At 59.5% G+C, this 24,519-nt stretch carries 20 protein-coding genes; 3 read left to right on the forward strand and 17 right to left on the reverse strand.

The genetic code is table 11. The annotated features are described in order from the left end of the window. Positions 1-5: 5 nt before the first annotated feature. The 15 genes from ACK6BI_RS13275 to ACK6BI_RS13345 form a co-directional block, all read right to left on the reverse strand. The gene (locus ACK6BI_RS13275; protein WP_409317407.1) at positions 6-2,384 is read right to left on the reverse strand and encodes a hypothetical protein; all 2,379 of its coding nucleotides are present in this window, start codon (positions 2,382-2,384) and stop codon (positions 6-8) included. A 1-nt stretch (position 2,385) separates the two neighbouring features. Further along, positions 2,386-3,537, reverse strand: a complete 1,152-nt coding sequence (locus tag ACK6BI_RS13280) for a hypothetical protein (protein WP_409317408.1) — start codon at positions 3,535-3,537, stop codon at positions 2,386-2,388. Further along, positions 3,516-4,961 (reverse strand): alkaline phosphatase family protein, encoded by a 1,446-nt coding sequence (locus tag ACK6BI_RS13285; protein ID WP_409317409.1) that lies wholly within the window; start codon positions 4,959-4,961, stop codon positions 3,516-3,518. The genes ACK6BI_RS13280 and ACK6BI_RS13285 overlap by 22 nt, the downstream gene beginning before the upstream one ends. Next, positions 4,951-6,183, reverse strand: a complete 1,233-nt coding sequence (gene eboE, locus ACK6BI_RS13290) for a metabolite traffic protein EboE (protein WP_409317410.1) — start codon at positions 6,181-6,183, stop codon at positions 4,951-4,953. Before eboE ends, ACK6BI_RS13285 begins: the two co-directional genes overlap by 11 nt. Beyond that, positions 6,180-7,064: a TatD family hydrolase gene (locus ACK6BI_RS13295; protein ID WP_409317411.1), complete on the reverse strand. Its 885-nt coding sequence runs from the start codon at positions 7,062-7,064 to the stop codon at positions 6,180-6,182. Before ACK6BI_RS13295 ends, eboE begins: the two co-directional genes overlap by 4 nt. Positions 7,065-7,100: 36 nt before the next feature. Further along, positions 7,101-7,859 carry an EboA domain-containing protein gene (locus ACK6BI_RS13300; RefSeq protein ID WP_409317412.1) on the reverse strand — a complete coding sequence of 253 codons (759 nt, stop codon included), beginning with the start codon at positions 7,857-7,859 and terminating at the stop codon, positions 7,101-7,103. Further along, positions 7,856-8,746, reverse strand: a complete 891-nt coding sequence (locus ACK6BI_RS13305) for a UbiA family prenyltransferase (RefSeq protein ID WP_409317413.1) — start codon at positions 8,744-8,746, stop codon at positions 7,856-7,858. Before ACK6BI_RS13305 ends, ACK6BI_RS13300 begins: the two co-directional genes overlap by 4 nt. Further along, positions 8,743-10,617 (reverse strand): 3-dehydroquinate synthase, encoded by a 1,875-nt coding sequence (locus ACK6BI_RS13310; protein WP_409317414.1) that lies wholly within the window; start codon positions 10,615-10,617, stop codon positions 8,743-8,745. Before ACK6BI_RS13310 ends, ACK6BI_RS13305 begins: the two co-directional genes overlap by 4 nt. Positions 10,618-11,173: 556 nt before the next feature. Continuing rightward, the gene (gene dmpG, locus ACK6BI_RS13315; protein WP_409317415.1) at positions 11,174-12,193 is read right to left on the reverse strand and encodes a 4-hydroxy-2-oxovalerate aldolase; all 1,020 of its coding nucleotides are present in this window, start codon (positions 12,191-12,193) and stop codon (positions 11,174-11,176) included. A 10-nt stretch (positions 12,194-12,203) separates the two neighbouring features. Next, positions 12,204-13,145: an acetaldehyde dehydrogenase (acetylating) gene (locus tag ACK6BI_RS13320; RefSeq protein ID WP_409317416.1), complete on the reverse strand. Its 942-nt coding sequence runs from the start codon at positions 13,143-13,145 to the stop codon at positions 12,204-12,206. A gap of 58 nt (positions 13,146-13,203) precedes the next feature. Beyond that, complete coding sequence (locus ACK6BI_RS13325; RefSeq protein ID WP_409317417.1) at positions 13,204-13,995, reverse strand: 2-keto-4-pentenoate hydratase; 792 nt, start codon at positions 13,993-13,995, stop codon at positions 13,204-13,206. Continuing rightward, the gene (locus ACK6BI_RS13330) at positions 13,992-15,743 is read right to left on the reverse strand and encodes a bifunctional 3-(3-hydroxy-phenyl)propionate/3-hydroxycinnamic acid hydroxylase (protein WP_409317418.1); all 1,752 of its coding nucleotides are present in this window, start codon (positions 15,741-15,743) and stop codon (positions 13,992-13,994) included. Before ACK6BI_RS13330 ends, ACK6BI_RS13325 begins: the two co-directional genes overlap by 4 nt. Next, positions 15,736-16,767 carry a VOC family protein gene (locus ACK6BI_RS13335; protein ID WP_409317419.1) on the reverse strand — a complete coding sequence of 344 codons (1,032 nt, stop codon included), beginning with the start codon at positions 16,765-16,767 and terminating at the stop codon, positions 15,736-15,738. Before ACK6BI_RS13335 ends, ACK6BI_RS13330 begins: the two co-directional genes overlap by 8 nt. Before the next feature lie 9 nt (positions 16,768-16,776). After that, positions 16,777-17,646, reverse strand: coding sequence for an alpha/beta fold hydrolase (locus tag ACK6BI_RS13340; protein WP_409317420.1), 870 nt, complete (start codon positions 17,644-17,646; stop codon positions 16,777-16,779). Between the two features lie 169 nt (positions 17,647-17,815). After that, entirely contained in the window at positions 17,816-18,421 is a 606-nt protein-coding gene (locus ACK6BI_RS13345; RefSeq protein ID WP_409317475.1) for a TetR/AcrR family transcriptional regulator, read from the reverse strand. Between the two features lie 195 nt (positions 18,422-18,616). Here ACK6BI_RS13345 and ACK6BI_RS13350 point away from each other — a divergent pair, with 195 nt between their 5' ends. Both ACK6BI_RS13350 and ACK6BI_RS13355 read left to right on the forward strand, forming a co-directional pair. Continuing rightward, on the forward strand, positions 18,617-19,690 hold the full coding sequence (locus tag ACK6BI_RS13350) for an amidohydrolase family protein (protein ID WP_409317421.1): 1,074 nt from the start codon (positions 18,617-18,619) through the stop codon (positions 19,688-19,690). 111 nt (positions 19,691-19,801) lie between these two features. After that, the gene (locus ACK6BI_RS13355; protein WP_409317422.1) at positions 19,802-21,097 is read left to right on the forward strand and encodes an OmpP1/FadL family transporter; all 1,296 of its coding nucleotides are present in this window, start codon (positions 19,802-19,804) and stop codon (positions 21,095-21,097) included. 91 nt (positions 21,098-21,188) lie between these two features. On the opposite strand, the gene ACK6BI_RS13360 is transcribed toward ACK6BI_RS13355, so the two are convergent. Beyond that, positions 21,189-21,353, reverse strand: a complete 165-nt coding sequence (locus ACK6BI_RS13360) for a hypothetical protein (RefSeq protein WP_176704400.1) — start codon at positions 21,351-21,353, stop codon at positions 21,189-21,191. A 229-nt stretch (positions 21,354-21,582) separates the two neighbouring features. Between ACK6BI_RS13360 and fusA the strand changes: the two genes are divergently transcribed. Next, positions 21,583-23,730, forward strand: coding sequence for an elongation factor G (gene fusA / locus ACK6BI_RS13365; protein ID WP_409317423.1), 2,148 nt, complete (start codon positions 21,583-21,585; stop codon positions 23,728-23,730). A gap of 229 nt (positions 23,731-23,959) precedes the next feature. Here the strand turns inward: fusA and ACK6BI_RS13370 are convergent, their stop codons facing one another. Further along, entirely contained in the window at positions 23,960-24,463 is a 504-nt protein-coding gene (locus ACK6BI_RS13370) for a cupin domain-containing protein (protein WP_409317424.1), read from the reverse strand. Positions 24,464-24,519 lie beyond the last annotated feature (56 nt).

Genomic DNA, 24,519 nt, shown 5'->3' on the forward strand with positions numbered 1-24,519 from the left:
GTGTATCAGAGGTTGTCGTAATCGCTCATCCTCAGAGGCATGGGCGGGAAGTTGCGCTTGACCAGCTTCTGCGCCCACAACTCCAGCACCGCTCGACGGCTTTGCGACAGGTCGCGGGTGATGGGCATCGCGAGGGTGCTTTCTTCCTGGTATTCCTTGCTGATCAGCCGGATCAACTGGTCGACGGCGCCTTCGACCCGCGTGCGGGAGTTGAGCGGCATGAACTTGTTCATGATCGGGTACAGGTAGTAGAAGGTCTTGAGCACCCTTGGGTAGATGAAGTCATTCCAGATTTCCTCGGGCGCATTCTGGTCCTCGTAAATGTCGTTCCAGTGATTGACGAAATCCTGTTGCAACTGCATGTCCAGTGGCAGGACGCGCAGCGGGGCGAGGAAATCGATCTGGGCCTGGTTGAGCGCGAAGCTGAAAGGGATGTCCGGGTCGCTGGCGGTGTCCTTCACGAAAAAACGCAAGGTCGGAAAGCCGGGGGCTATGGCCCTGAAACTCACCTGGGCGATGCCGTCGGGGCCTGTGGTGGTCGTTACGTAGGAGTAATTCACCTGGGTGGACTGGTCGTTCTCGAGTATTCCCGTGGTATAGACACCGGCGTCGAACTGCAGGCATGGACTCAGGGGCACCGTAATCGGTTTGCTCGAGCCGGTCAGGAACGCCTGATAACCGACCGGAGTTCCCGTCTGCTGACTTACGTTCTTGAGGGCGGTGAGTCGACGTCCGCTGCCGGTGGCCAGATAATTCGATACGGGGCGCGCGCCTTGAAACTGCTGCAGGTTGGCCTTGTTCAGGTTGCGATTTTCGGGGTGGTCGTAGAACAACGTGAAGTCGGCGTTGTTGCTGAACGTCAAGTAGTAGTCGCTGGTGGTTACGTTGTACGGGTTACCGTACTCCGCCACAAACAGGGTGGTGTTGGCCGCCGGCTGCCCGTTTTTCTGCACCATGATGTTCAGCGTTTTGTGGTCGTTCACGTCGACGAAGGTGCCGCTTTCGATCACCTCGGCGGTCCAGACTTGCTGAGTGGCGGCTTTGACGGCCCCGGTCGGATTCTGTTGTTGCAGCTCCAGCGGACCGGATTGCAGCGTAGCCGTTTGCGCGGCGGTGAGCGGAATGTCCAGCAGGCCCGAGCGTTGGTGGAAGGCCGACTGTCGATACTGCTCGAAGCCGATGTCGACCACCGGTACGAAATTCCCGTTCTGCGATACGCCCAGCTTAAAGTTGCCGGCCTGGAACTTCTCGGCAGTCAAGATATCGGCGTTCTGGTCCAGCGGATAGAAAGGGAACGTGTTGGCCAGATCCAGCGACAGCGTGTTGTTGGTGATCTGCGCCGAGGTCACCCCGAGGTTGGTGCTGGTCGGCTGAGGCATGCCGGGGCGAGTGACCATGATCTTCTGGCCGGTAACCAGGCGCTGGCCGGCCGGCGCTGTGGGGTATTCGTGTTCGAACCAGAGTCCCAGAGTCGCCGCGGTCCGGTTGTAGGCGGGGTTGAAGAAGATATCGGAAACGTTGTCCAGCCCCTTTTGATACATCGCTGTCAGCCGTTTCAGCGCCGAGGGGTCATTGTCGCGTGTGTCAACGTAAGGGAAGTCGTTGAACACCCCGTTCCTGTCGTAGCAGGTGAGGTAAGTGGCGAACCTGAACATCAGGCCCTTGGCATTTTGCAACTCCATCTGTTGTTTGAGATTGTTCAGCAGGACCGAATCGCCGGTGACCCATTCCAGATTGTCCCGGGGAAAGCAGGTCTGCCAGGTGGTGGTGACATACGCCAGGCCACCGAAATCGCCGGCCCAATTGAACGTCAGGAAACGGTCCAGCATCCGGTATTCACGGTTAAGGGTCAGGCCGCAACTGGCGTCCCCCAGTTGCAGCTTGTCGAAGTACAGCGCCGTGAAGGTGTTCTGCCACGGGCTGATATCCACGAAGCGGGCGGACGTCGGGCTCTGGCTGCCAAAGGGATTGCCGAGCAGCTGGAAGTCTCTGCCGACCAGCGCGTCTTCAACGATGTAGGTGTTTGCCTGCAACTCGCCACCAATAATGGTCGAGCGGGTGCTCTGGTAACTCACCGTCCCGCAGGCGTTGTCGCCAAACAGGTCCCATTCGGCGGGTATGAACGGGAAGGTGGTCGGACTGCCATTGGTCGGAACCTGCTGCACATAGGGAGGCAGATCCTTGGCCTGCACCGGTGAAATGATCCAGGGCATCAAAGTGGTCGGTGCGTTCGCCTGGGTGATGTCGAAGTAGTTGGTGAACGGCCAGTTGATATCCATCTTCACCGCGTCATACAACGGCAGCACATCGTTGTTGTTGGCCGTGGGCGGGTTCCAGAACATATGGCCGTTGAGGTAGATGCGGGGGAAGTTCAATACGCTCATGTCAGGCTCCTTTTCGTTGCCACTGGGCGCGCTTCAGCGACCAGACAAAGTCCAGTTTTTTGTAGCCGTCGAAATCGGACGGCGGCAGCGGAGTGGTCGGGTAAACGATGCCGCCACCTTGCTTGATGGCGAAGTTGAAATAACCCTTGTCGTTGGAGTAGGCGGCGGTGCCATGGCAGGCCAGGCACGATGAGGTGTTCTGGAACGCCGACTCCAGCTGCGAGTTGGCCAGCACCTGCGTGACCGGCTGAAACTCGACGCCGATCAATTCGTACTTCGACAGCGACGGGTTGCCAGCCTGGAAGCTGGCGTTCACCGGTTTGGCAGCCGGGGTCGGCCCCGTGATGTTGGTCATCGGCGTCGGGGTCGGCGCGTTGGTGACGGTGTACTTGCTGTTGTTGATGTTTTCGAAGGTGGTCCAGACCCAGTTGGCGTCCAGCTTGTTGACCACATGCAGACCGCTCAAAGCCGCATAACCGACCTGATAGGTGCCGTCATCCTGCTGGTAGTAGGCCTGGCCGATGTAGTAACCGTCGTTGGCCAGTGTCTGCCGATAGGTCGTGTCCGCACCGATCCACAGCCACGCGGCTTTCAGCTCCCAGGCGGTGGCAGGAAAGTCCAGGTCGCCGGCCAGCGCATTTTGCCCGTTCATGTTGTAGACATTGCGCGCCACGATGTAGTCGAAGGTGTCCTGCCCCATCAACAGTTGAAAGCGCACGGGGTTGCCTTTCTGGGAGACCGGCACCGACCCGCCCATGTGCAGCGCCAGACCATCGACCTGTTGCACCGCGTTGATGTTATGGAAGGTCCGGTTCAGGTCCATGCCCAGCGCCGTGGCTTGCCTGGTCACGTCGGCCGGAAGCGGCGCGTTACTGGCATAGGGGCCGGGCGCAGCGCCATTGGGCAGGTAGACCTGATCCGACGGCTTCATGGTTTCCCACACCCGGTTGCCGGTCTGCGCGGCGCTGGGCTGGTTCAGACAGACGAACCAGTTCCAGGCCATCGTTTCGGGGCTCTGCTGGAACGCGGCCCGGGTCTTGGTGATGTCGGTTCCGAATTTCAGGAACTGGTTGCAATCGAAACTGTTGGTGTCCTGTGCCTGAGCCAAACCGGCCAGTGCACTGAGAACGGTTAAAGAAATGGCTCGCCGCATGGAAGCTCCTTGGCATTGGCCGAGTGGTGGTAGAGATGCCCCAGAAAATGCGCAAGGAGCAGTTGTTTCACCGCCGTGGCCGCCAGGGTTTGCGGCAGCGGCAGATCGCAATTGGTGATGAGCAGCGGGCCGGTTTCCTCGCGCTCGGGCAGGCGACCATGACTGCCGCGGACCAGTCCGGTGTCCAGCGGGATCAGGTCCATGTAGTAGCGAAAGCCAAGCTTTTTCTGCAGCAGACGGCGCGCCACTTTCAGGATCGGGAAACGGATGGCCGGGTCGATGAACAGCTCGAGCGGGTCGTAGCCGGGCTTGCGGTGGATGTCCACGGTGCGGGCAAAGTCCGGGGCCTTGCGATCATCGAACCAGTAGTAGTAATCGAACCAGTAACCCGCCGCAGCCACGGCCACCAGTTCGCCGCTGCGGGGGTGATCCAGCTGAAACGCCTTTTGTTCGGCCGTATCCAGCACTTGCTCGATGCCTGGCTGGCGTTGCAGCAACGCTTTGACGCGAGGAATGTCGTGGGTGTTTTTCACATAGACATGCGCGATCTGGTGATCGACGACGGCAAACGCGGCGCTGGCGCCGGGGTCGAGCAGCTCCCAGGTCAGTGACTGACGTACCTGCAGCAAACCTTCCGAACGCAACACGCGGTTGATGGACACCGATTGATTGACCGCTTCGATGCCGTACTCCGACAAGAGCATCACCGCAGCGCCTTGCTCTTCGGCGAACGTCAGCAGCCGGCCGACCTCATGGTCGATGGCCCGCACCTCATCGGCAATCGAAGGATGATCAGGCCCCACACGCTGCAGGCTGTAATCCAGATGCGGCAGATAGATCAATTGCAGGTCGGGCCGGTCGAGCCGGAACTCGGCAATGGCGCAATCGACGATCCAGCGGCTCGACGCAATGCCTGCCGCCGGCCCCCAGAAACCGGGGAAAGGAAACGCACCGATCTGCTGTTCGATGGTTTCGTGCAACGAAGCCGGAGACGAATACAGGCCGAATATCTTGCGGCCATCGGCAGGGTAATGCGGACGCGGGGTGATGGCGGCGTCCACATCGGCGTACATGTTGTACCACCAGAACAGCTGACTGCAGCGAAACCCGGGGATCTCGCGCCTGAGTGTTTCCCAGACCTTTTCTCCCTGGATCAACGCATTGGGTTGCAGCCAGAAGCGTACTTCAGCCTGATCGCGAAAATACCAGCCGTTACCGACGATGCCGTGTTCAGACGGTGGGCGACCGGTAAGAATCGAGGCTTGCACCGACGACGTGACAGCCGGGAACACTGGTTGCAGGCTGGCCATTCTGGCGGTTTTCAGCAGGGCATTGATGTGCGGCGTCGCGTCACCCAACAGCGACGGGGTCAGCCCGACCACGTTGATCAGCAACAGCGGTTGGCGAGAACGATCAGAGGGCATCGGCGTACGCCTCCCGTGTCTGGGGCCGCAGTAATTGACGCTGACGCAACTGGTCCTCGACCCATTGCAGTTCGGCGGCGATGCCTTGCAGTTGGGCCTGTTCAGTGGTCGGCCTCAGTTGGGTAGGCAGAACGCCCCAGCTGTAGGTTTCCACTTCCAGCACGGGACGAAAATCGCGATGGTCGGCGAGGTAGTCGAAGGTCTGCGCCAGGGCGAGCTGGCTGCCGCTGAGTTCGGGTATCACCAGTTGTTCGCAGAACAGCGGGATGTGGAAGTGAATCCGTAGCTCCGGGTAGCGTCCCGGATGCGTTGTGCAATCGTCCAGCGCAGCCGGCAGATCCGCCCAGGCCACCAGGCGGTTCTCGCTGTCGAGCGCCTTCACTTGATGCAGGTAAGTGGTTTCGCAAAAGTCACTCAGAGTCTGGAGGACGTGTTCGCGGCGTTCGTCGTCCGCAGCAGGCAAGCGACACACCAGGGCACTGGACAGCTGGATCTTGCCGATGGGCACCTGCGCCTGACGCAGCCGGACCAATGATCGATAGCAGTCTTCGAACATCACGGCCTGGTGGCAAACGTCAAAACACAGCGCCAGATAGTCATGGTGCGGATCAGTGGTTTGCCAGCGGCGGAAGAAGGCGATGGCCTGGTCGGTGTTTTCCAGCACGCAGTCCGGTTCCATCTCCAGACAGAACACGATTTTCTTGCCGGTTTCCCGATGCAGCCGGGCCAGTGCCGTGGTGAGTTCGCGCAGTTGAAACTCGGCACGCTGTTGCAGCGTCGGGCTCCAGGTGGCGGCGTACCCCAGCGGCACAGTGGAAATCACCCCTTGCTGACAATCCGCCGGCAACGCTTGCGCGAGGATCTGCGCCAGTTCGAGGCTGTACGCCAACCGTTTCGGCTCGGCCCAGCTGGGCAGGTAGACGGCGGCTTTCACCGCCCCGTCGTGAAACTGACCGTAGGGGAAACCATTGAGCGACGTGAGGCGCAATCCGCTGCGTTGCAGCAGCCCCAGGAACGCCGAACGAGCGGATGTCTGCTGCAGCCCGGAGGCGGCGAGGGCGCTGATCCACAGTCCACTGTCCTGCTCCTGCAGCCCGCGTTGCGTCCGCACACCCTGGAAGTGCTGGTCGACGGAGGCCTTCAGCCTCGCCAGATCATGGGTCGGGTGCACATTGCTGCAGTACCCGACCTGTGTGGCAGACCACCCCTTGCCGACACTCATTTGATCACCGGCTCCTGCCCCCGAAGGGCAGAGTTGTCCTGCCACTGCCGGCGCTGATCGATCGGCAGCGGCGTGCTGATCACGGCTTTGTCCAGTTGACCGCTCTGGGCGAAGAAGTCGACGGGATTGTGGAACAGCACCTGCTCGACCTGGGCTTCGCTGAAGCCCGCCGCCAACATCGCCTGACCGGTTTTCGGCACCTTGAGCGGGTCGCTGATGCCCCAGTCGGCGGCGCTGTTGACCACCATTTTCTCGGTGCCGTACTGCTGGAGCAGGGCGACCATGCGTTGTTCCGACATTTTGGTGTTGGGATAGATCGAGTGGCCGCGCCAGCAGTCGCTGTCGAGCACCAATGGCAGGGTCAGCTCGTTGAGGTGGTCGATGATCACCAGATGTTCAGCAATCCCCACTTCGCGGATCACCGCCAGCGTGCGCTTGGTGCCGCCGATCTTGTCGCGATGCGGCGTGTGCACCAGCACCGGCAGGTTGAATTGCCTGGCCAGTTCCAGCTGGGCGGCGAGAAAGCGGTCTTCCTCGGGCGTGATGTCGTCATAGCCGATTTCACCGACCGCTACCACGCCGTCCTTCACCAGGTAGCGCGGCAGGACTTCCAGCACTTCGTTGGCCACCGACAAGTCATTGGCCTCCTTGGGGTTGAGGCCGATGGTGCAGAAGTGATGGATGCCGAACATGCTGGCGCGAAAGCGCTCCCAGCCCAGCAGGGTGTCGAAATAGTCGATGAAGCTGCCGACACTGGTTCTAGCCTGGCCCTGCCAGAAGGCCGGTTCGATCACCCCGGTGATCCCGGCGGCGGCCATGTTCTGGTAGTCATCGGTGGTGCGGCTGACCATATGAATATGCGGGTCGAAGTACTTGGCCATGGTGAATCCTCATCAAGGGAAAGGGATCGTCGGGTATCAGTTCAGGTGATCTCGCCATTGCGCCGGCAAGCGCCGCTGTCGGTTCAGCTCGATCAATCGCTGGCGTTGAACCGGGCTGAGCTGGTCAAAGGCAATGGCCAAGGGCAACCCGACGGATACCGCCCGGTCAGCGGCCAACTGTTCCTCCAGCAGGTCGAGGGCCAGTTGATTCAGAGCGATGCTGTGTCGCTGGCTCAGGCCGGTCAGGCGACGTATGTCCAGGCCCATGCCCAGTGCCTTCAGCACCAGTTGGTGGAAGGCGCGCTCCGGGTAATGGCGGGACGGGTAGGGGGTGTCGAGGGCGAGTGCGGCGAACACCTGGCTGTTGCTGGTGCGTCCGGCCTGCAACGCCAGTTCAACGCACACGCCATGGCTGTCGAGCCAGTCGAAGGCTTTGAGGATGGCGATCTTTTCCTGATCGTCACCCCATAGAAAAAGCTGGCGCAGCATGGACAATTGTCCGCCCCCGGAGGACTGTTCGAGGACCTGTGCCAGCAATAAGGCGCGGGCCAGCTGGATCAGACTCCAGCTGTCGTTGTCGGGCAGTGCGCGATCACGCAGATGACGCTTGCACTGACCGCTCAGGAGCGCCGCTGTGTTGGCGTCCGGTTGCCGGGCCAGTTGCTCCTGTACCTGACGCCACCAGTGCAATTCGGTGTCATCGAGTTGTTCGGCCAAGGCCTGATGCTGTCGGGCGAGGCAATCGCGGCGCATGCCAAGGGCCGCCGTCGGCGGTGCAGTGACGTCCATGTTCATGTCGGTTTGACCCAGCGTTGGAAGTGTGGGAGCAGGAAAAACACCAGAACACACAGCAGGCTGCCCAACGGCTGATTGGCCACGGCCATCACCAGCGCATCGAACAGCGGCAGCGCCGCTAGACCGGCACCGATAAACGCGCGGATCTGCCGATGCTGCGGGTTGGCCAGGTGGTGCCAGTAATGCCAGCCCAGCCAGCCGAGCCAAAGCAGCAGCACCGGCCAGAACCACAGGTTGTCGGAGTAGATCGCCAGGACCAGCGGGCTCAGCATCAGGAGCAGAGGCAAGCGACTGAGCAACTGGTTGTTGTGCTCATTACGCGCCAGATAAGTCAGCCCGCTGATGTAGACCCCCAGCAGCACCGCGCACAGCCAGATCGGCTCCGGTGGCAGCGCCAGGCTGGCCGCCGCCGTGAGGTACAGGGCCGAGCGGCAGGCACCCATCAACCACACGCTGTGGGCGTATTTCTTGTGCAGCACGTTATAGCCGATGATGCAGCCCACCAGCAGGCTGACGCTGACCAGCAACCAATGGGGTTGATCGATCAACTGGCTCAACCCCAGCACCGACGCCGCCGCGAGTGTCAGCAACAATACGGTGGCGAGACGCACTTGCTGGCGGCTGACCAGCCCCAGGGTGATGGGCCGAGGATTGTGGTGCTGTTGATCCCAGTCGGCGTCCAGCAGATCGTTCAGCAACATGCCGGCCAGATACAGCAGCGACAGCGTGAACAGCAGCAGAATCCACACCAGCGACGAGGGCGGCGCCAGGGCACCGGCGCTGCTGGCCAGCAGGGCGGCAGCCAGGGTGTTGGTCCACACCGTGGGCAGGTTGGACACCCGGCCCAGGGTCATCCAGGTCTTAAGGTTTTGCGAGGGCTGGCTCATTTCGCAAAACCCTCGCTCAGACCGATAGCCGGGGCATTGAGGGCGGACAGCTTCGCCAGCGCCTGCTCCATTCGCGTGTCGTCGATCTCGTGCACGTCCACCGACTGGCCAATGCCGCTGAGCATCGGAATCGAGAGCTGTCCGCCGAGGTGCTGGCGGAACTCCTCCAGTCCAAGCAACACCAGCGAGCGACCTTGCGCATCTTTGAGGGCCAGTTCCGGCGGGCACAGGTTGAAGCCGAGCCGGCTCAACAGACTCGTCACCCGCTCGGTATCACCATCGTTCAGCAGCCCGAGGGCGTTGGCGTAGAGCCCGTCGAGGGCCATGCCCACCGCGACGGCTTCGCCATGACGCAAGCGATGGTGGCTGAGGTTTTCCAGTTTGTGCGCCGCCCAGTGCCCGTAATCCAGTGGTCGCCCGTTGCCGCGCTCGAAGGGATCGCCGGCGCCGGTAATGTGTGCCAGGTGCAGTTCGGCGCAGCGGCGAATCGCGTAACGGCTGGCCGGGTGATCGAAGCGGGCGAGGGCTTCGGCCTGTTGCTCCATCCACTCGAAGAACGCCCGGTCCTTGATCAACGCGACCTTGACCGCTTCGGCCAGCCCGGCGATCTGATCGCGGCGGGTCAGGGTGGTCAGCAACTGGAAGTCATTGATCACGGCGGTGGCAGGGTAGAAGGCCCCCAGCAGGTTTTTCTGGCCGAAGGCGTTGATGCCGTTTTTCACGCCGATGCCGGCGTCGTTCTGGGCCAGCACCGTGCTAGGCACCCGGATCAGCCGGATGCCCCGATGGAAAGTGGCACAGGCATAGCCGACGCAGTCCAGCACCGCGCCACCACCCAGGGCCAGCACATAGCAATGCCGGTCCAATCCGTGGTGCAGCATGTCGGCGTAGAGCTGTTGCAACACCTGTGAATCCTTGCTCAGCTCGCCGGCCGGAACGGCAATGGGCGAGGCCAGCAAGTGCAGATCCGTTGCATGTGCAGCAAAGTAGATGTTGATTTGCTCCAGCAGCGTCGGCGTGCTTTTGAGCAACTGTTCATCGGCGAAGATCATCACCTTCACCTGAGCGCTTTGCCCGGCAGTGAGCTGTTGGTGCAGGCAGGGATTGCGCGGATCGAACAGATGATCGGTGAACACCACCGGGTAGTCGTAACTGACCTCGAAACGTCCGTGCAGCGTTGGCGCCGTTCCCTGTTTGCGCAGGGCCTTGAACAGGCTGTATCCGGCGATGAACAGACCCGGCAACACCATGCTGGCAAGGATGGTCACCAGCAACGCGTTCTCTTCGACCAGGAAGGTGCCGATGGCGCTGTAGGCCAGCGCCAGTCCCGCGTTGGCCAGGGTCGTCACCAGCAGAAAAGCGCGCAGCGGATAACGCTGCATGCCGGCGGCCACCACCGAGGTTTCCGCCAGTACCGGCACGCCACGCAGGCAGATCAACGACAGCGTGCCCAGCCGATACGCCAGTTGCCCGGTCTGGCGCTGATGCAGACCAAGTCGGCTGGACAGCATCCGGAAATAACCGGCCCCCAGCGCATAACCCAACCCGGCCCCGAGGCACAGACCAGCGAAAATCACCAGATAACCGCCGACACTGCCCAGCATCGCCACCGCCAACAGCGCGACCACACTCGACGGCACGGGCAACACCACGTCCAGTGCCAGCAGGGCAATCAGCAACAACGCGACGTTGAGCTTCTGGGTGGGAGAAGAGGGCAGGTACAGGTCGAGATGTGTGAGGAAGTTTTGGATCTGCTGTTCGAACAGCAGGAAGCTGGCAATCACAAGGGCTGCAAAGCAAAGCAGCGAGAGCCAGAAATGCCCGGCCGACGCATTGTTCGAGAGCGCACGAAACCAACGGCTGTGCTTCATCAAGCATCCCTCTTGAATGGTTATGACTGAGTTCCGTTCAGCAACTAAAGCAGAGTCTGATTTATCTCAGAAGAATGAATGCTCCCGCCGCAAAGGCTGTTTTTATTGTCAGGCCGATAGCACTTGCGAAGATATTGATGAACCTAGACGGTTGTTGTGGATTTGCAAGTCGATTGGGGTGGGAAGTTGTTTGTGCTGTGTTGAAGTGATGTGAGACGGCGAAGGAGTGTCGCTCAAGCGTGGTCAATTTGTTCCTTGGTATCAATCAGATAAGGTCGTTTAGTCTGGCGTGATGAGCAGCCTCTTTCATTCGGAATGAGAAGAGTCACCCATAATCTTAATTAGCTAACTAATAAAAGGTGGCCATGTGACATTATTTTTGGTTATTTATGCTATTGCTGCTGGTTATATAAGTTTTAAAGTTGACTGAAATGCTCGGTTAGTTAATGGCAACTGATTTGGCAATAAACTGCAATCAACAACAATAAAGAGGGCACAAGCCAGTCTGAAACCGGCTGACCGCTGCATGGGCGGTCAGCCGGGAGTGCTACACGGTTTACTGCTTGAGCAGGTCCAGTGCGACATCGACGATCATGTCTTCCTGACCGCCAACCATTCGACGCTTGCCCAGTTCCACCAGAATATCCAGAGTCTTCAGGCCGTATTTGGCGGCGGCAATCTCGGCATGGCGCAAGAAGCTGGAGTAAACGCCTGCATAACCCAGTGCCAACGTTTCACGGTCGACCCGCACCGGCCGATCCTGCAGCGGGCGAACGATGTCGTCGGCAGCGTCGAGCAGCGTGTAGAGGTCCGTGCCGTGGTTCCAGCCGAGACGTTCGGCGGCGGCAATAAAAACTTCCAGCGGTGCGTTGCCGGCACCCGCGCCCATTCCGGCCAGACTCGCATCGATCCGGTCACAGCCTTCCTCGACAGCGGTTATCGAGTTGGCGACGCCCAGCGACAGGTTGTGGTGGGCGTGCATGCCGGTTTCGGTGTCCGGTTTCAGAACGGCTTTGAAAGCCCGGAAGCGCTCGCGAACATCCTGCATGCTCATCGCGCCACCGGAGTCGGCCATGTACACGCAGGTCGCACCATAGCTCTCCATCAGCTGAGCCTGGGCCGCGAGGTGCTCAGGAGCGATCATGTGGCTCATCATCAGGAAACCGACGGTGTCCATGCCCAGCTCGCGGGCGTATTCAATGTGCTGCTTCGAGACATCGGCTTCGGTACAGTGCGTGGCGATGCGCACCACTCGTGCGCCGGCGTCATAGGCGGTCTTGAGGTCGTGCACCGTGCCGATACCTGGCAGCAGCAGGGTGGTGATTTTGGCGTGCTCGATGACATCGGCCGCCGCTTCGATCCACTCCAGATCGGTATGGGCCGCGAAACCATAGTTGAAACTCGAACCCTGCAGGCCGTCGCCGTGGGCGATCTCGATCGAATCAACCTTTGCCTTGTCCAGGGCGCGCGCAATGTCTTGCACATTCTGCAGTGAGTATTGATGTCGGATGGCATGGCTGCCGTCGCGCAGAGTCACGTCGGAGATGTAGATTTTCTTGCCGGGATTGAAGGTCATGTCGGGCCCCTCAGGCGTTGAGCATCGACTGCGCCATGCGCTCGGCGGTGGCCAAGGCGGCGGAGGTCATGATATCGAGATTGCCGGCATAGGCTGGCAGGTAATGGGCGGCCCCTTCGACTTCAAGAAATACGGAGGTCTTGAGGCCACTGAAGCGTCCCAGCCCCGGAATATTCAACGGTGCCGAATCGGAAACTACGTCAAACTGAACCCTCTGTTTCAGGCGATAGCCCGGCACATAGGCCTGGACTGCCGCCACCATCTCCTCGACGGAAGCCTCGATCTGCGCCTGATCGGCGGTTTCGGACAGCACAAACACCGTGTCACGCATCATCAGCGGCGGTTCGGCGGGGTTCATGATGATGATCGCCTTGCCTTTGGAGGCACCACCCACCATTTCGATGGCCCTGGAGGTGGTTTCCGTGAACTCGTCGATGTTGGCGCGGGTGCCGGGACCGGCCGATTTGCTGGCGATCGAGGCGACAATTTCGGCGTAGTGAACCCGGGCAACACGGGATACGGCGGCGACTATTGGAATCGTCGCCTGACCACCACAGGTGACCATGTTGACGTTGAATCGATCCAGATTTTGCTCCAGGTTGACCACTGGAGTGCAGTAAGGGCCAATCGCCGCCGGTGTGAGATCGATCAGGCGAATACCGGGCTTGATCGAGCGCAGGATTTTTTCGTTCTCGATGTGGGCACTGGCCGAGGTGGCATCGAAGACGAAATCGATGTCCTTGAACGCCTCCATGCAGGTCAGGCCTTCAACGCCCTCGTGGGTAGTCGCAACGCCCATGCGTTCGGCACGGGCGAGACCGTCGGATGCAGGGTCAATCCCGACCATCACCGCCATTTCCAGATACCTGGCATTGCGCAGAATCTTGATCATCAGGTCGGTGCCGATGTTGCCGGAGCCGATGATGGCGACCTTGAGTTTGGTTTGACTCATGGGAGCAATCTCTCAGAATGGCCAGGCCACGACAGCCTGGCGCAGAAGGATGGGCAGGTCAGATGAAGTGGCAACTGATCTGGCCAAGTCGGGTCAGGTGCAAGTGCAGGCTGTCCCCGGCCACGACAGGTGTCATTGGCCCCAGGGCGCCAGAAAGCAACACGTCACCGGCCAGCAAGGGACGACCCATCCGGGCCATGGTGCGAGCCAGCCACAGGCAGGCGTCCAGCGGATTGCCGAGGCACGCAGCGCCGACACCGATCGAAGCCGTGGCAGCATTTTTTTCCAGCAGCATGCCTTCCAGCCGAAGGTCCAGCGAGGCGAGTGGAGTCGGCTGTTTACCCAGCACATACAGCCCTGATGAAGCGTTGTCCGCCACCGTGTCCACCAGCGATATGTTCCAGTTCTCGATGGCCGAGTCGACGATTTCCAGCGCGGGGACCATGTACTCCACCGCCCGCAGCAGTTCCGCGAGGGTCGTATCTTCATACGGAAGATCGCGGCCCAGAACGAACGCAATCTCGCCTTCGGCCTTGGGCTGGATCAACTGACTGATCTGGATTTCACCGCCATCGACGATTTCCATATCGGCGAACAGCATGCCGAAATCCGGTTGATCGACGCCCAGTTGCTGTTGCACGGCAGCCGAGGTCAGTCCGATTTTACGGCCGACCAGACGCCGCCCCTGGGCCAGGGCCCGTTGGGTGTTGATCTCCTGTACGGCATAGGCGCCGGTCAACGAATCGATACCGAAAGTGGACGAGATCCGTGCACAGGGCTCGCGTTGCTCCCGTGCTCTGGCCAAGGCTGCGGCCGCGTCTTGCAAAGGCTTCAAAGGGAACTGGCTCATGCGATTTTCCTCAGCAGCCGGAGTTCGTCCGCAACGACGCCAGAACCAGGGCTCCATTGCAGCTGGAACTTGAGTTCGTTGATCGCCCGATCCAGATCCGCGGCCTCGACCATGGCGAAGGTGAATTTGTCCGGGCGCACCACGGCGACGGCGCCGCTGGAGTACCCCGAGCGCTTGAACCAGGCGACCATCTCACCCTGCACATCCTCCAGTTCGACCAACTCTTGGGTATTGGAACGATCGGTATTGGCGCCCTGTGGACGGGTGCCGAACGGGAAGAGGGTGGCGAAACGCGTGTTCTGGATATCCAGCAGTTTCCGGGAGGCCTGACTCAGGTGGGCGCGTGGATCGACTTCAAGACCTATCAAGGCAAACCCTTCGCCCAGCAGGTCATCGAGCAATACGCGCTGGCCCTTGAAGGTGCGGACCTCGGGTTGCGGAATCATCCGGCCTTCCGGAGAGCGTCGGTGGCGGCGCAGCATGCCCAGATAGCTGTCAGGGGCATAGGTCGGGGCCGGTTTGAAGCGGCCTTCGCGAACATAGCGGCCGAGAAATGGTGTCGCCAGGACGGTCTTGACCAGCAGGTTGCGCATCAGGCTGGAAACCGGACGGGACATCGAGACGAAGTCTTTCATCTGCACCGAAATATCAATCATCGCCTTGGCATGGTGGAAGCGTTCGCTGCCATAGGTGTCGAGCAGCCGTTCACCGGCTTGCCCCTTGATCACGGCGTCGATTTTCCAGGCCAGGTTGTAGGCGTCACGCACGCCGGAACTCATGCCCTGGCCCATGAACTGCGGTGTCATGTGGGCCGCATCGCCGGCGATCAATACCCGACCCTTGCGCCAATCCTTCGCCACCAGCGCGTTGAAGGTGTAGACCAGCTTGCGTTTGACCTCGAACTTGTCCGGATCGACGTAGCGGCTGATCAGGTTGCGCACCATTACCGGATCTTCCATTTGCTCGCGAGTCTGGCCGGGCATCAACATGAATTCGAAGCGATGGAAACGCCCGGGCTGAGGGCAGCAGACCGTCGGGCAATCCGGGTCGCAGATGAAGCTGAAGTAGGGCAGATGACGCAAGGCATCCTCGCCTTCCTTCATCTCCAGGTCGACCACCAGCCAGGGTTCGGGAAAGTTCTTGCCGCTCATGCCGATGCCCAAGGCCTCACGGACCGTACTGCGGCCGCCGTCAGCCCCCACCAGATAGCGCCCGCGAATGGTTTGCGGGTCGGGATCGACTTCGCGGGCCTGACGGGCATCCGTCGCATCACTGAAGCGGAAGGTGCTGGTAGCCTGATGGGTCACGGTCACGCCCTGTTCATCCTGTGTGAACTGCGTGAGTTCACGACCACGGGCAACCCGCACATCGGGATAGCGCTCGAGCAGATCGCTCAGCGTGGTTTCCAGCCAGGGCTGGTAAAGGAAATTGATGATCGGCCAGCCGTAGGGGCGATCGAGGCGCCAGTACTGGCCGAGGATCTTGCCATTGGCGAGTACCCACTGCGCGGGCGTATCGACTTGCATGTTGGCCGACAGCTCGGCGGCAACACCGGCCGCCTGCATGACCCGCATGCATTCGTCGTCCGTATAGACCGCCCGCGCGTTGCCATAAAACATGGGCTCGCGTTCCAGTACCAGCACCGACAGACCACGCTTGCCGAGTAGATGCGCGAGCGTAGCGCCCGTCGGACCAAGCCCGGAAATAATCACGTCGACGCTCGTTGCGGATTCGTTTTTGTTATTCATGACGATATCTCTCTTGCAGCGGTGAGTATTCGGGCTTGAACAACGAGCGTGTGCCGCGGGCGAAGTTGCCCAGGTTGGTGGTCAACGTGTGCCAGGCACCGCTTTTCTCGGGGCGATGCCCCCAAAGGCTGATGCCTTGATAGGAGGTTGTGCGCCAATGCGACTCATCGACCACCATGGCGTTGCAACCCAGTTCCAGCTCGAAACCGCTGGGGCTCATCACGTAGAACGATTGCTCACGGTCGTTGGGGTGCTCACCGATTTCGTGGGCCATTTCGAAACCGAGGGTCCGGCAGCGCAAATAGGCGTTGGTCAGTTCGCTGACCGAGGTGGTCAGCATGTTCATGTGTTGCACACGGGTACGAATCGGGTCCATCGGCAGGCCACGCAAACGGGCGATGGCAATCGAATGGTGACGTTCGTTGACCCGGAAGAAATCAATGTCCAGCGTCACCCCGGCAATACGTTCGACGATGTGGTCGCTGGCTCTTGCATCAAGAATTTCCTGCCAGAAACGTTGCATCTGCTGCGGTTTGCGCGTGGTGATTGCCAAGTGGCCCATACCGGCAGACCCGGTGATGAAACCTGCGCTGAGCATGTTCAGTGGCTTGTCAGTCAGCAGCGGCTCCCAGAACAGCTCGACGGCCATGCGTTTGGGGCCGAGTACCCGCCAGAACCTTTTCACGCCGCGTTGTGCGGCTTCTTCCGGCTGGCTGGGTCCCGCTTCGATACCGAGGCGTTGCAGGCGCTTGAGCACTTCATCGAGGGTGGCCTGGTCGCGCAGCTGCCAGCCGACGGCAAGAAAATCTTCCTGCGGACCGCGCTGGATAATGATCCGCCGCTGGTGCTGATCCATACGGAAAGCCAGGGTTTGCTCGTCCGAACTGGCCAAGTGCAGACCGATGCCGTGCTGGAGCAGCTCACACCACCGCGTCAGGTGGCGAGACTCGATCAACGCATAGCCCATGCTGCTGGCGCCGAAGATGTCCGGCGTTGTTCGACTGATCGTTGCTTGATTGTTCATGACGACAACTCAGCGCGCTGTGCGCCTGGCGAGGAACGCCAGGGTCACGGAGTTGAATTCGTCCGCACGTTCCCACTGCACCCAATGACCGGTCCGGCTGAACAGGTAGAGGTTGCAATCCGGCATGCGACTGCGCAGCGCCTCGCCACCGCTGGGACGGTTGACCTTGTCGTCCGCCCCCCAGAGCACCAGGGTCGGAACCTGGCAATGCTTGAGGCGTGAATCGCGGGTGAAGTCCCAGCGCGAGAAGCGGGGAATACCGGTTGGCCGACGCAGAGGAGGGGCCGCAATGACCTGCGGGTCGATACTCGCCTCGAAACGTTCGCGGATCATTTCGTCACTGACCTGGCTGCCGTCATACACCAGGTAGTCGCGGATAAAACGCGTGATCTTGGCCAGCGTCGGGCCTTCGCCGTTGTAGTAGTCGAGCAACAGCTTGAGACCGGGCGTCGGCAGGCTGCGAGTGGTATTGACGCCACCGGGGCCCATCAGCACCAGAGCCGAGACACGGCCGGGTGCATCCAGCGCCATGCGCAAGGCACAGGCACCACCCAAAGAGTTGCCCACCACGTGAGCGCTGCTGATGTTCAGGGTGTCGAGCAGGCCGAGCATCGCCCCCGCCAGATCGCCGAAGGGGTCTTTGCGATCCACACCCTTGGTGGATCGGCCGTAACCGGGCATGTCGACCACAATGACGCGGAACTGCCGGGCAAGCGATTCGATATTGCGCGAGTAGTTTGAGAGCCCCGAGGCTCCCGCTCCGCCACCGTGAAGCATCAGCAGGGGATGGCCGACGCCCGTTTCGCTGATGAAAATCTGCCGACGACCCACTTGTACCGTTCGCGAGGTCAGGGCAGGAAGAGGTTCTTTATTGTTCATTGTCAGTTCCTGGCGTAAGGCACTTCGACCCGGGCGGTGGGTCAGTGCTTGCGACAGACTCTAACACTCAAGATTAGAATTGAACAACAGTGTTCAATTGTCTTTTTGCGGGCAATAAAAAAGCCAGATTCCCGAAGGGATCTGGCTCAAGAAACATCAGCGTAGGACCTCAGGTTGCGAGAAGGGGCAGATCCTGTGTAGCAATGCTGCGCGCTTCATCGGCTGACACGCCGAGCGCCCGGAGAACGAATTCGGCCATATCGGAACCTGCGTCGCGCCAGGTCTTGTGCCCCTGAAGTACCAGCATCGTGGCCCCCAGTACGCCACCTCCGATCATCGCCATCACCGAAGGCAGTTGCTCCTGTCTAAAGCTGTATTGCTCACTGGTCAGGCCGCTGAGTACATCGTGCATGGGTGGACCGCTCCACATCTGTTGCAGCGTCTCATTGCTGGCCCCGTAGCGCACGATGAACGCCCCCCAGTGCGGCTCTTCATGGGCGCGGCGGATATACAGACGGATACCGGTAGCCAGGCGGACGGCAGGGGACGCATGGGGATCTGTACTGCGCGCGGCCCTGTCGTTCATTTCGGCACTGAGCTGGCTGGCGACATCTTCGAACAGCGTCTCCACCGAGTTGAGGTTGTTGTAGATCGTGCCGCGCGCCACGCCGGCGATTTGGGCCAGCTCGCTGACATTGACCTCTTCGATACGTTTCTCGACAAACAGCCGGATCGCCGCTTCATGGATGCGCTTTTGCACGGGACTGAGTTTCAAAGCAATGAGCTCCAACGGAGAGATTCCGGACATTGAACAATTGCGTTCAAAATAAAGCAAATCAGCGTTTGCCGATCGTTGACATAATTGAACACAAATGTTCAATATTGATCTCGAGAGCTGTACGGCCACCGAGCACGGTTCTTTACCCAGTGGCCGCACGCGCTCGGTCGAAGCCCAAACAAGAGAGTCAGCATGTCAATCAAGCAAGGCCGTATCGATGTCCACCATCACATCATTCCACCTGCATTCGTCGATGCGATGAATGCCAGAGGGCTGCACTCCGTTGCGGGAGCGCCGCTGCCAGACTGGACCCCGGAAAAATCCATTGAGGTGATGGATGCGAACGGCATCGAGCGGGCGATCACCTCGCTGTCTGCACCCGGCGTCCACTTCGGTGACGGGGTCCAACAGGCCAGTGAACTGGCGCGACGCTGCAACGAATTCGCCGCGCAGATGCGTACGCGCTACCCGAGCCGCTTCGGCAACTTCGCGGTGCTGCCGATGCCGTTCACCGAGGCCGCCTGCCGTGAAGCCGTTCATGCGCTGGACGTGCTCAAGGCCGAGGGCATTGTTTTGCTGGGCAGCACCGATGGGGTGTTTTTGGGTGACCCACGTTTCGATGAATTGATGGCCGAGCTCGACCGTAGAAAAACTGTGGTGTTCATCCATCCCAACATGCACCGGACCAGCGAAAGCATCGGTCTGCAAACCCCGGGATTTCTCATCGAGTTTCTTTGCGATACCACCCGAGCGGCGGTCAATCTGATTCTCAGCGGCACCATGGAACGGTATCCCGGCATCCGCTGGATTCTGTCCCACTCCGGCGGCTTCCTGCCGTTTGTAGCCTGGCGTGTGTCGCTGGCCAACATGTTGCCGGAGTTTCAGCAGCACGCCCCGCAAGGGGTCATGACCTACATCCGTCGCTTTTACTTCGATACGGCGTTGTCACCATCACCTTATTCCATGGCGGCGCTCAAGGAAATGGTGGAACCGTCACACATTCTTTTCGGCAGTGACTATCCCTTTGCCCCGGCTCCCGCCACGGCGCTGCAGTGCCGGACGCTGGAAAGCCTGGAGATGTGGTCGCCGGCAATCATGCACGGCATCAACCGGGCCCATGCACTCAGTCTTTTTCCGCAGTACCGCCAGCCGAATGAAGTGGTCACCCCGGCGCCGATCTATGAGGGCGAATCCTTCTCTCAACGCTTGCGACGCAGCATGACCCGACCGATCGGTGCGCTGGCCGAGCGGATGCGCAAACGCTGAACCAAACCCGTCGCCATGGATGGTTGGCGACCTATCTCATCATTGAATCCAACGATCCATCCGCGTGCCTTGGGTGTTCGCGCCCACCAAAAAAATAACAAGAGCCAGATCATGACAATAAGAAATCAGCTTTGTGTGCTGGGGCTTTGCCTCACCTCCACTCAACTCCTGGCCAACGGCCTGCAAATCAACGAACAGAGCATCAGCTCGGCAGGCAAGGCTTATTCGGGTCGGGCTTCTGATGTGCAGGATGCCTCGATCGTTTACGGCAACCCCGCCGGCATGTCCCGCCTGGCGGGTGAACACGTCAGTGGCGGTCTCAGTTTCATTGATGTCAGTTCGCGCATCAGCAACGTCAATACCACGGTGTCGGGCACTTCGCGCGGCGATATGGTGCCCGATCCGATCATCGTGCCATCGGGCTTCTATACGCTGCAACTCAACGATGACTGGCACGTGGGTTTCGGGGTTTACGCCCCCTTTGGTGGAAGCACGGATTATGAGAGCGGCTTCCAGGGACGCTATCGCAGTTCGCGGACTCAGGTGAAGGTCATCACCTTGCAGCCGACGGTCAGTTACCGGATCAATGATCGACTGTCGGTGGGTTTTGGGCCGACGATCAACCGCATCGACGGGCTGCTCGAAAGCAAAATTGCCAACAGCGCGGTGGGCGGGCAGGGCGACGGGACGGTCAAGGTCACCGGCGATGACACGGCCTTGGGATTCAATCTGGGCATCCTGTTCGACCCCTTGGACGATCTGACTCTCGGGCTCACCTATCACTCCAGGGTCGACTACAACCTGAGTGGAAAGACCAAAGTCTCGGGCGCCAATGGGTTGCTGTCACCGATCCCGGTGCCGGGGTTGCCGGGGCTCAACGGTAAGTACGACGCGAGCCTCGATTTCACAACCCCGGAAACGGTCGATGCCTCGGCGACCTGGCGCATCAATGATCGACTGGATATTTCCGCCGGCGCGCTGTGGAGTCGCTGGAGCCGCGTGCAGGAATTGAGGGTGCTGAACTCCGGTGTGCCACAGGCCTATGGCCCTTTCGATACGATCCTCGAAACCTTGAAGTGGCGTGACACCTGGTCGTTCTCCACAGGTCTGTCCTATCGCCTGAACAAGCAATGGAAGGTTCGTGGCGGGATCGCCTATGAACCGACACCGATGCCCAATCAGTACACCTCCACCCGTGCGCCTTCGGGAGACCGCAAGATTTTCACGGTAGGTCTGAACTGGCAGATGACTGACCAGACCTCTCTGGATCTGGGGTACGGCTATATTCATGAAGATCCGGTGAAGGTTTCACAGGACACGACGCAGGGTGGCCTGCGCCCGGGTTATAGCGCCACCTACCAGAACACGGTCAATGGCGTTGGGCTGCAGTTGAACCACCACTTTTGATCAATCTTGGTTCCACAACAAGATTGCGTTGGGCGCCCGAATCGAAGCCACGTCTGTGCTGCAATGGACCCGGAAGGCCTGGTCTTCGGACTCAATCGGTAGAGCGCGAACTGGAGATATGTACCAGTGCAACGAGTGCCGCAATGCTTGCTAGAACGGCCATGAACAACGGTGGTTGAGCAGCCTGCGGTCCTTCAACCAGGGCATAGCCCAGAGCACCGATTACGAACAACAACGCGACGACGACTTTGCCCATGTTCAATTCCTGAGTGATGACGGCATTTCGAGGATCATGCGCCGCCGTGTGGCGCAGCGTAAACAGGTGTTATGACAGTTGTACGTTTCACGAGTTTCCGTCAACAAGGTGCTCGGAAACAGTGTGTTGATTGCTGCTGAAAACTGCCTTCGTCGTCTACCTCTCGATGGATCTACAATCATTCTTCCGGTCGTGAATAATTGCTTTATCACCCTTCAAGGAGCGCATCATGGCTCGTACAACGCCCATCAATCTTTATCGCAATCTCGGTATCGTCGCGCACGTCGATGCCGGCAAAACCACCACGACCGAGCGGATCCTGTTTTACACGGGCCTGAGCCACAAGATGGGCGAGGTTCACGACGGTGCCGCGACCACCGATTGGATGGTGCAAGAGCAGGAGAGGGGGATCACCATCACTTCTGCGGCTGTCACCACGTTCTGGAAGGGGTCCCGTGGCCAGTACGACAAACATCGCGTAAACGTTATCGATACCCCGGGCCATGTTGACTTCACCATTGAAGTTGAACGTTCCCTGCGCGTACTGGACGGCGCTGTCGTGGTGTTCTGCGGCACCGCCGGTGTCGAGCCACAGTCCGAAACCGTATGGCGTCAAGCCAACAAGTACCACGTTCCCCGTGTGGTTTACGTGAACAAGATGGACCGTGCCGGCGCGAATTTCCTGCGTGTAGTCGCGCAGATCAAGAACCGTCTGGGCCACACTCCGGTTCCGATCCAGCTGGCCATCGGCGCAGAGGATGACTTCCAGGGTCAGGTCGACCTGATCAAGATGAAGGCCATTTACTGGAACGAAGACGACAAGGGCACGACCTATCGCGAGGAAGAGATTCCTGCAGATCTGGTAGACCTGGCCAACGAGTGGCGAAACAAGATGGTGGAAGCAGCAGCCGAAGCCACTGAAGAGTTGATGAACAAGTACCTGGAAGAAGGTGAGCTGTCCGCCGAAGAGATCAAGGCGGGTCTGCGTGCCCGAACGCTGGCCGGCGAGATCGTTCCGGCGGTCTGCGGTTCGTCGTTCAAGAACAAAGGCGTTCCTTTGGTTCTCGACGCCGTTATCGACTACTTGCCTTCGCCGACCGAGATCCCATCGATCAAGGGTATTCACCCTGATCTCATCGAGAAGCCGAAGGAAGAACTGGTAGAGGATGACTACGACGAGCGTCACGCTGACGATGACGAGCCGTTCTCGGCGCTGGCATTCAAGATTGCCACAGACCCGTTTGTGGGGACTCTGACCTTCGTTCGCGTTTATTCGGGCTTCCTGACCTCGGGTGACTCGGTCATCAACTCGGTCAAGGGCAAGAAAGAACGCGTGGGTCGTATGGTGCAGATGCACGCCAACCAGCGTGACGAAATCAAGGAAGTGCGGGCAGGCGACATCGCTGCGCTGATCGGCATGAAAGACGTCACCACGGGTGAAACCCTGTGCGACGCCGACAAGCCGATCATCCTTGAGCGTATGGATTTCCCTGAGCCTGTGATTTCGCTCTCCGTTGAGCCGAAAACCAAGCAGGACCAGGAAAAGATGGGGATCGCGCTGGGCAAGCTGGCCCAGGAAGACCCGTCGTTCAGGGTCAAGACCGATGAAGAAACCGGTCAGACCATCATTTCGGGTATGGGCGAGCTGCACCTGGACATCATCGTTGACCGCATGCGGCGCGAATTCAACGTCGAGGCCAACATCGGCAAACCACAGGTTTCATATCGCGAAAAGATCACCAAATCCAACGTCGAGATCGAAGGCAAGTTCGTTCGTCAGTCGGGTGGTCGTGGCCAGTTCGGGCACTGCTGGATCCGTTTCTCGGAGCCGGACATGGACGAAAAAGGCAACATCACCGAAGGCCTGGTCTTCACCAACGAAATCGTGGGGGGTGTGGTTCCGAAGGAATACATTCCGGCGATCCAGAAAGGGATCGAAGAGCAGATGAAGAACGGTGTCGTTGCCGGCTATCCGCTGATCGGACTGAAGGCTGCCGTGTTTGACGGTTCCTACCATGACGTCGACTCCAACGAGATGGCGTTCAAGGTAGCGGCCTCCATGGCGACCAAGCAACTGGCCCAGAAAGGCGGCGGCGTTGTGCTTGAGCCGATCATGAAAGTTGAAGTGGTCACACCGGAGGAATACCTGGGTGACGTGATGGGCGACCTGAACCGCCGTCGCGGTCTGGTACAAGGTATGGACGAGTCTGTCTCTGGTCGTATCGTCCGCGCTGAAGTACCGCTTGGCGAGATGTTCGGTTACGCGACAGATGTACGTTCTATGTCGCAGGGACGCGCGAGCTATTCAATGGAGTTTTCCAAATATGCGGAAGCACCGGCGAACATTGTTGAAGCGCTGACGAAATATCAGAAGTGATTGGCTCGGGCCGGGACGCTGGTGGAGGCGTCCCGGTCGATAATGCTGAAGAGGCGTTGGGACCAGTTGGTGGCGCTTATCTCAGACACACCGTTTAACATAATATACATTACACGTAACAATGTATTTCAAGATCGACCCGGTTGCACACACGATTTCAATCTCCGGCATCGTCCCAGGCGCCATGTCTTTGATGCCGATGATCTCCCTGTTTCAAAATGGACCATTCTCAATCCTCATCACGTGTCAGCATTTCAATCAACGCTCGATGCTGCGGATACTGCGCCACGAGCTTCTGCCGATTCCCCATTTCCATATCCGCAAAATCAAATCCTGGCGAAACCGCTTCGCTGATCAACCCAAACCCGTATTCGCCATGCAGCAGTCTGGAGGCTTTCCAGATTCCGCCTGGTACGTGTAGTTGCAGATGCTGTCCGGCCAGAACGTTTTTGCCCATCACCAATGTCTGCAATGAGCCGTCAGCATGAATCAGGCTGTACTCGATAGCGTCGCCCAGATGGAAAAAATGCAGGATGTCCGACTGGTTGAAATGAAACTGGCCGATCGGCGAATCTTCGGTCAACAGATAGTAAATGGACGTCATCAAATAACGTGGGCCAGTCCTGGTTTCGAGCATGTCTCGATGATCGGCCTGATACGTCCTGCGGAAATAGCCGCCTTCAACATGAACTTCCAGTTCAAGAGCGGCAATCACGTCATTTGCGTTCGGCATGGTCTTCTCCATTGATTTCTCAGCTTTTTTTCATAGCTCAACTAAAGACTCATTTA

The sequence above is a fragment of the Pseudomonas sp. KCJK9016 genome (assembly GCF_046231795.1).
Taxonomy (GTDB): domain Bacteria; phylum Pseudomonadota; class Gammaproteobacteria; order Pseudomonadales; family Pseudomonadaceae; genus Aquipseudomonas; species Aquipseudomonas bananamidigenes.

Coding starts and splice junctions, on each gene's coding strand:
- ACK6BI_RS13340 (WP_409317420.1), bottom strand. CDS start 17,646: ATGAACAATAAAGAACCTCTTCCTGCCCTGACCTCGCGAACGGTACAA.
- ACK6BI_RS13295 (WP_409317411.1), bottom strand. CDS start 7,064: ATGGCCAAGTACTTCGACCCGCATATTCATATGGTCAGCCGCACCACC.
- ACK6BI_RS13325 (WP_409317417.1), bottom strand. CDS start 13,995: ATGAGCCAGTTCCCTTTGAAGCCTTTGCAAGACGCGGCCGCAGCCTTG.
- ACK6BI_RS13335 (WP_409317419.1), bottom strand. CDS start 16,767: ATGAACAATCAAGCAACGATCAGTCGAACAACGCCGGACATCTTCGGC.
- ACK6BI_RS13305 (WP_409317413.1), bottom strand. CDS start 8,746: ATGAGCCAGCCCTCGCAAAACCTTAAGACCTGGATGACCCTGGGCCGG.
- ACK6BI_RS13370 (WP_409317424.1), bottom strand. CDS start 24,463: ATGCCGAACGCAAATGACGTGATTGCCGCTCTTGAACTGGAAGTTCAT.
- ACK6BI_RS13360 (WP_176704400.1), bottom strand. CDS start 21,353: ATGGGCAAAGTCGTCGTCGCGTTGTTGTTCGTAATCGGTGCTCTGGGC.
- ACK6BI_RS13350 (WP_409317421.1), top strand. CDS start 18,617: ATGTCAATCAAGCAAGGCCGTATCGATGTCCACCATCACATCATTCCA.
- dmpG (WP_409317415.1), bottom strand. CDS start 12,193: ATGACCTTCAATCCCGGCAAGAAAATCTACATCTCCGACGTGACTCTG.
- ACK6BI_RS13330 (WP_409317418.1), bottom strand. CDS start 15,743: ATGAATAACAAAAACGAATCCGCAACGAGCGTCGACGTGATTATTTCC.
- ACK6BI_RS13275 (WP_409317407.1), bottom strand. CDS start 2,384: ATGAGCGTATTGAACTTCCCCCGCATCTACCTCAACGGCCATATGTTC.
- fusA (WP_409317423.1), top strand. CDS start 21,583: ATGGCTCGTACAACGCCCATCAATCTTTATCGCAATCTCGGTATCGTC.
- ACK6BI_RS13300 (WP_409317412.1), bottom strand. CDS start 7,859: ATGAACATGGACGTCACTGCACCGCCGACGGCGGCCCTTGGCATGCGC.
- ACK6BI_RS13320 (WP_409317416.1), bottom strand. CDS start 13,145: ATGAGTCAAACCAAACTCAAGGTCGCCATCATCGGCTCCGGCAACATC.
- ACK6BI_RS13280 (WP_409317408.1), bottom strand. CDS start 3,537: ATGCGGCGAGCCATTTCTTTAACCGTTCTCAGTGCACTGGCCGGTTTG.
- eboE (WP_409317410.1), bottom strand. CDS start 6,183: ATGAGTGTCGGCAAGGGGTGGTCTGCCACACAGGTCGGGTACTGCAGC.
- ACK6BI_RS13310 (WP_409317414.1), bottom strand. CDS start 10,617: ATGAAGCACAGCCGTTGGTTTCGTGCGCTCTCGAACAATGCGTCGGCC.
- ACK6BI_RS13285 (WP_409317409.1), bottom strand. CDS start 4,961: ATGCCCTCTGATCGTTCTCGCCAACCGCTGTTGCTGATCAACGTGGTC.
- ACK6BI_RS13355 (WP_409317422.1), top strand. CDS start 19,802: ATGACAATAAGAAATCAGCTTTGTGTGCTGGGGCTTTGCCTCACCTCC.